This window comes from Pedobacter sp. 01T416_2 (assembly GCF_056398925.1).
This window is the reverse complement of record NZ_JBFTQI010000366.1, coordinates 1-5,799: the sequence shown is the minus strand read 5'-3', so window position 1 is coordinate 5,799 and position 5,799 is coordinate 1. Positions and strand designations below refer to the sequence as shown.

The 5,799-nt window shown below is 39.0% G+C and carries 5 protein-coding genes; 3 read left to right on the top strand and 2 right to left on the bottom strand.

Annotation, left to right across the window (positions count from 1 at the left end):
- The 3 genes from pruA to AC1DPQ_RS15640 all read left to right on the top strand — a co-directional run.
- Positions 1 to 1,246, top strand: a 1,246-nt coding sequence (gene pruA, locus AC1DPQ_RS15650) for an L-glutamate gamma-semialdehyde dehydrogenase (RefSeq protein ID WP_477610140.1), incomplete at its 5' end; no start/stop codon positions are given.
- Between the two features lie 199 nt (positions 1,247 to 1,445).
- Positions 1,446 to 2,954, top strand: a complete 1,509-nt coding sequence (locus AC1DPQ_RS15645; protein WP_477610138.1) for a sulfatase family protein — start codon at positions 1,446 to 1,448, stop codon at positions 2,952 to 2,954.
- 113 nt (positions 2,955 to 3,067) lie between these two features.
- On the top strand, positions 3,068 to 3,328 hold the full coding sequence (locus AC1DPQ_RS15640) for a hypothetical protein (RefSeq protein WP_477610136.1): 261 nt from the start codon (positions 3,068 to 3,070) through the stop codon (positions 3,326 to 3,328).
- Positions 3,329 to 3,391: 63 nt separating this feature from the next.
- Here the strand turns inward: AC1DPQ_RS15640 and can are convergent, their stop codons facing one another.
- Both can and AC1DPQ_RS15630 read right to left on the bottom strand, forming a co-directional pair.
- A complete protein-coding gene (can, locus tag AC1DPQ_RS15635; RefSeq protein ID WP_215124766.1) occupies positions 3,392 to 4,048 on the bottom strand; it encodes a carbonate dehydratase in 657 nt (218 codons plus the stop codon).
- Between the two features lies 1 nt (position 4,049).
- Positions 4,050 to 5,657, bottom strand: a complete 1,608-nt coding sequence (locus AC1DPQ_RS15630; protein ID WP_477583942.1) for a SulP family inorganic anion transporter — start codon at positions 5,655 to 5,657, stop codon at positions 4,050 to 4,052.
- Between the last annotated feature and the right edge of the window lie 142 nt (positions 5,658 to 5,799).

The window sequence follows — 5,799 nt, the reverse complement described above, 5'->3', positions numbered from 1 at the left end:
AAGTAAAAATGCCTATCAGGCAGAAATAGATGCCGCTTGCGAATTGGTAGATTTCTTACGTTTTAACGTAAGTTATATGCAGGATATTTATGGCCAACAGCCTCCAGTATCTCCAAATGGCATGTGGAACAGAACCGAACAACGCCCCTTAGAAGGTTTTATATTTGCTTTAACTCCTTTCAACTTTACAGCAATTGCGGGCAATCTACCTGCTTGTGTAGCCATGATGGGTAATGTGGTGGTTTGGAAACCTGCTGATACGCAAGTTTATGCGGCTAATGTAATTATGCAAATTTTTCGCGAAGCTGGCTTACCTGATGGTGTAATTAATCTTATTTTTGCCGATGGCCCTGAAGTAGGCGATGTAGTTTTTAATCACGCTGATTTTGCAGGTATTCACTTTACCGGTTCTACCAAAGTTTTTCAGGAGATATGGAAAACAATCGGCACAAATATCCATAAGTACAAATCATACCCACGTATAGTTGGTGAAACTGGTGGTAAAGATTTTATTTTGGTTCACCCAAGTGCAGATGTTGCAGCTTCGGCTACTGCAATTGTACGTGGTGCTTTCGAATACCAGGGACAAAAATGTTCTGCTGCCAGCCGTACTTATATCCCACAAAGCCTTTGGCCTGAGATTAAGAAATTAATGATCAGAGATTTAGCTTCATTTAAAATGGGTGGAACTGAAGATTTCAGCAATTTCATTAATGCTGTAATTGATGAACGTTCTTTCGATAAACTGGCTAAATATATTGATCAGGCTAAAAAAGATAAAGGAGTTGAAGTTATTGCCGGTGGTAATTATGATAAGAGTAAAGGTTATTTCATAGAACCAACTGTTTTAGTGGTTGACGATCCGAAATATACCACTATGTGTGAAGAACTTTTTGGCCCGGTATTATCTGTATACGTATACMAAGATCAAGAATTCGACCAGATTTTAGAAGTAATTGATACCACTTCACCTTATGCTTTAACAGGGGCTATTTTATCACAAGATAGGTATGCTATAGAAAAAGCCAGCTACGCATTACGCAACTCAGCTGGTAATTTTTACATTAACGATAAATGTACGGGTGCAGTAGTTGGGCAACAGCCATTTGGCGGCGCCAGAGGATCAGGCACAAACGATAAAGCTGGTGCAATGATTAATTTGTTACGCTGGGTTTCTCCACGGACTATTAAGGAAACTTTTAATCCGCCAACTGATTACCGTTATCCGTTTTTAGCTGAAGATTAATATTAATATATAAGGCCAAGCATTATACTGTTTGGCCTTTTTTATGCACATATAGTCCTCGTTTGCAACGAGGATTATGAAGAAAAGTGATTGTATCGCCTAACTTATACGCCACATTAAAAATGTGGCTCTCGTGCATCCTCGTTATAAACGAGGACGATTGTATTAATTTTAAAAAACATAAACACCTTTTCTAACCATGAACCACAAATTTTTACTTTCCCTTATTGTCTGTGTTGCAAGCTTTAATTTTTATGCTACCGCGCAAAAGAAACCCAATGTAATTATCATCTATGCCGACGATTTAGGTTATGGCGACCTCAGCTGTTACGGCGCAACAAAAATAAAAACCCCAAATATTGACGCATTGGCAAAACAAGGGCTGCGATTTACCAATGGTCACGCAACCGCATCTACCTGTACACCTTCGCGTTATTCCTTAATGACCGGAAGATATGCATGGCGTAAAAAAGGAACAGATATATTGCCAGGCGATGCTGCATTGATTATCCCAACAGATAATAGTTCTCTACCATCAATTTTTCAGCAAGCTGGTTATAAAACAGGTCTTGTTGGCAAATGGCACTTAGGCTTGGGCAATGCAGTAGAAAAAGACTGGAACAAAGAAGTAAAGCCCGGGCCAAAAGAAGTCGGTTTTGATTATTCCTTTATTTTCCCGGCTACGGCCGATAGGGTACCTACTGTTTTTATGGAAAATCAATTGGTGGTAGGTTTAGATCCTAAAGATCCGATTACAGTTGATTATAAAAGTCCGGTTGGTACTGATCCAACAGGAAAAGACCATCCAGAACTGTTAAAAATGCCTGCTGAAGCTAATCATGGGCACAACCAAACCATTGTAAACGGCATTGGCCGTATTGGTTATATGCAGGGAGGCAAACTTGCCCGCTGGACTGATGAGGAAATTCCATTTACCTTTTTAACCAAAGCAAAAAATTTTATCGAAGATCATAAACAAGAGCCGTTTTTCCTTTATTATGCGTTAACAGAACCGCATGTACCGCGTTTATCTTCCACCATGTTTAAAGGGAAAAGTGAACTGGGCAATCGTGGTGATGTAATTTTACAACTCGATTGGGCAGTTGGCGAAATAACAAAACAACTAAAATACCTGGGCCTTGATAAAAATACGATGATCATTTTCAGTAGCGACAACGGTCCTGTAATTATGGACGGTTATGAAGATCAGGGTTTCGAAAAATTAAACGGCCATACACCTGCAGGTAGTTTACGCGGAGGCAAATACAGCATTTTAGAAGGTGGTACACGTGAACCTTTTATTATTTCGTGGCCAGCAAAAATCAAACCGGGTGTTTCTGGAGCCTTAGTTTCACAGATTGATTTTTTGGCCTCATTTGCCAGCTTTTTCAACGTAGAAGGCAAAAATGCAATTGACAGTAAAAATGTGTGGGATGCTTTTACCGGAAAAGACCAAAAAGGCCGTGATTTCTTCGTTGAACAAAGTAACCAACTGGCAATTGTTAAAGATAACTGGAAATATATCAGGCCATCAAAGGGAGAAGCTTTTTATAAACTTACCCATACCGATAGTGGAAACCTGCCTACGGCGCAACTGTATAACTTAAATGATGATTTGGGTGAAAAGAACAACCTTGCACTAAAATATCCGGAAAAGGTGAAAGAATTGGAAACTTTATTAAGTACCGAAGAAGCGAAAACCAAATAAAACAGATCTGTTGGTCGATTTCCCCTGACCAACTCGATTTATGCAATACCATTTTAAAGACGTAAAACCAATCTTCTTTTATGCTGTTTTATATAATAGCTTAAAAGAAGATCATGGAAAACACAAAAGATAACAACAAAAATCTGGGCAATAAAAATGCTGATAACGGCGCCGATAAAACCAATATGCCCGATCAGCAGGTGCCGYGCCACCGGAGCAACGATAACGAAAAAAAAAATAGTGTTGAAACTGAAGCGGGTAACCTAGGCAGAGATTTCGGAATGGGCGATTTTGGTTCGGAAGAAGCAAGAACAGATGCCGAAAAAGGTAATAAGGGAGAAGCAGGAAATATGCCCAATACCACAGAAAAATAAAAGCCCCCGATGTAAAATCGGGAGCTTTTCCTAACAACTAAAAAATAGCACTTATTGGTGCTTTTATCCTACTTTAAATGCAGGGGCAACATCATCAAGACAAGTACAGGTTACTTTTAAGTCTTTAATGATTCCTGTTTTTAAACTGTAAACCCAGGCATGTACGGCTAACTCCTGGCCATTGGCCCATGCACTTTGTACAATTGATGTATTGGTTACATTTGCAGCGCCCTCAATGGCATTTAATTCAACTAAGCGGTCAAAACGCTGATCAGGATCTTTGATTGTAGCCATTTCACGTTCGTGCGTACGGTATACATCGCGGATATTTCTCAACCAGTTATCAATAATTCCAACCTGTTTATTGCCTAATGCAGCTTTCACGCCACCGCAGCCATAATGGCCACAAACAATAACGTGTTTTACCTTTAATACATTAATAGAATAATCGAGTACTGAAAGTAAATTCATATCAGTATGCACCACCACATTGGCGATGTTTCTATGTACAAAAATATCGCCTGGTCTGGTGTTGGTAATCTGGTTTGCGGGTACACGGCTATCAGAGCAACCAATCCACAATACCGGTGGGCTCTGGCCTTCAGAAAGTTTATCAAAAAAGGTAGGATCACTGTCGATTGTATCTTTAACCCAGTCCTTATTGCCTTGTAACAGGCTATCGTATGTTATATCTTTCGTATCTATTGTTTTTGCGCACATATTATAACTTATTAATATCTTCTTCTACTTTTATATTTAATTTTGGTACTGCATAATGTTTTTGGATATTCTCCAATGTGACGATAATACCTTTGGTATAGGCATTATGTTTGTAATTATAAATCGTTTCCAATACATCTGGATCGATATACCTGGCATTCGAACCGTCAATAATTACATCTGTTTCTTTCGGAATATTCGTTAAAACTACTTGTATTGCTGCTTTGTTCAGAAAAGAAACCTCTTCTGCCAGTTTAATCCTGATGTGCTTTTTATCACCTTCATTTGTAATTCTGTAAAAGAATGGGTTACGCATATTGGTACGGAGTAAATAGAAAATAGAAACCAACATACCAACTGCCACACCTTTTAACAGATCGGTAAATAAAACTGCTACAACCGTAACCACAAATGGAACAAACTGGTCCCATCCTTTATGGTACATGTGTTTAAATAAACTGATGCGCGTTAATTTATAACCCGTTACCAAAAGAATGGCAGCCAAACACGACAATGGAATCATGTTAATTAAACCTGGGATAAACAGTAATGATAACAATAGCCAGGTGCCGTGAAAAATAGCCGACATTTTGGTTCTACCGCCTGCATTAACATTTGCCGAACTACGAACAATTACCGATGTCATAGGCAAGCCACCAACCATACCACTGGTAATGTTGCCTAAACCTTGGGCGATTAATTCTCTATTTGTTGGCGATACACGTTTAATTGGATCTATTTTATCTACTGCCTCTATGCTTAATAAAGTTTCTAAACTTGCCACAACAGCAATAGTTGCAGCTGTTATATAAACATTTTTATTAGCCAACTGAGAGAAATCGGGCATGGTAAACAGGCCTAAAAATTCGCCAAAACCGCTTACCACTGGAATTTTCACCATCTGATCGGCACGTAGCGGATGATCGGTACCAGCAAAAAGTATAGTTCCAAGAACCCCAAGCATTACCACCAACAATGGTGCAGGTACAACCGCTAATTTTGGAAATTTAGGCCAAATAATCAGAATAGCTATCGATAATAAACTGATAACCACAGCAGCCAAACTAAAATGACTTACCGCTGCTGTAATCGCAGAAAAAGTATTTTCGTGATCTTGCTGAAAGAATCCTTCGTCGCCACTAAAATCGGTATCAACACCCAACGCATGTGGTAACTGTTTTAAAATCAAAATCAATCCGATTGCTGCAAGCATCCCCTCAATTACACTCGAAGGGAAGTAATTACCAATAGTTCCGGCTTTTACCAGGCCTAAAATCATTTGGAATACCCCTGCCAATACAACTGCAAGTAAAAAGGTTTGATAACTCCCCAAAGATGTTATGGCACCCAAAACAATAACGGTTAAACCCGCTGCAGGGCCACTAACGCTCAATTGCGATCCACTGAAAGAGGCAACCACTACCCCTCCAATAATACCAGTGATTAAACCAGCAAATAACGGTGCACCTGAGGCTAGTGCAATACCTAAACACAATGGCAAAGCCACTAAAAACACTACAATACTTGCAGGTAAATCTTTCTTTAAATTCTTTTTAAGAATATATTTCTTCACGTCCGAACCTGAAAAGGCCGGGTTAAACTTTTGCATAACGATATAATTATCTAGTAAATTTTAACGAATAAATCGCGGAGGAATCTTAAAAGCGATCAAGGAACAAGCATATCGTATAAATATTTAACACAACATACCCGCTCAAATTACTGATTGCAATAAGTTACCCCAATAAAAT

Bases quoted from the DNA above. Each gene is read 5' to 3' on its own strand.
- AC1DPQ_RS15630 (WP_477583942.1), bottom strand. From the start codon at position 5,657: ATGCAAAAGTTTAACCCGGCCTTTTCAGGTTCGGACGTGAAGAAATAT.
- AC1DPQ_RS15645 (WP_477610138.1), top strand. From the start codon at position 1,446: ATGAACCACAAATTTTTACTTTCCCTTATTGTCTGTGTTGCAAGCTTT.
- can (WP_215124766.1), bottom strand. From the start codon at position 4,048: ATGTGCGCAAAAACAATAGATACGAAAGATATAACATACGATAGCCTG.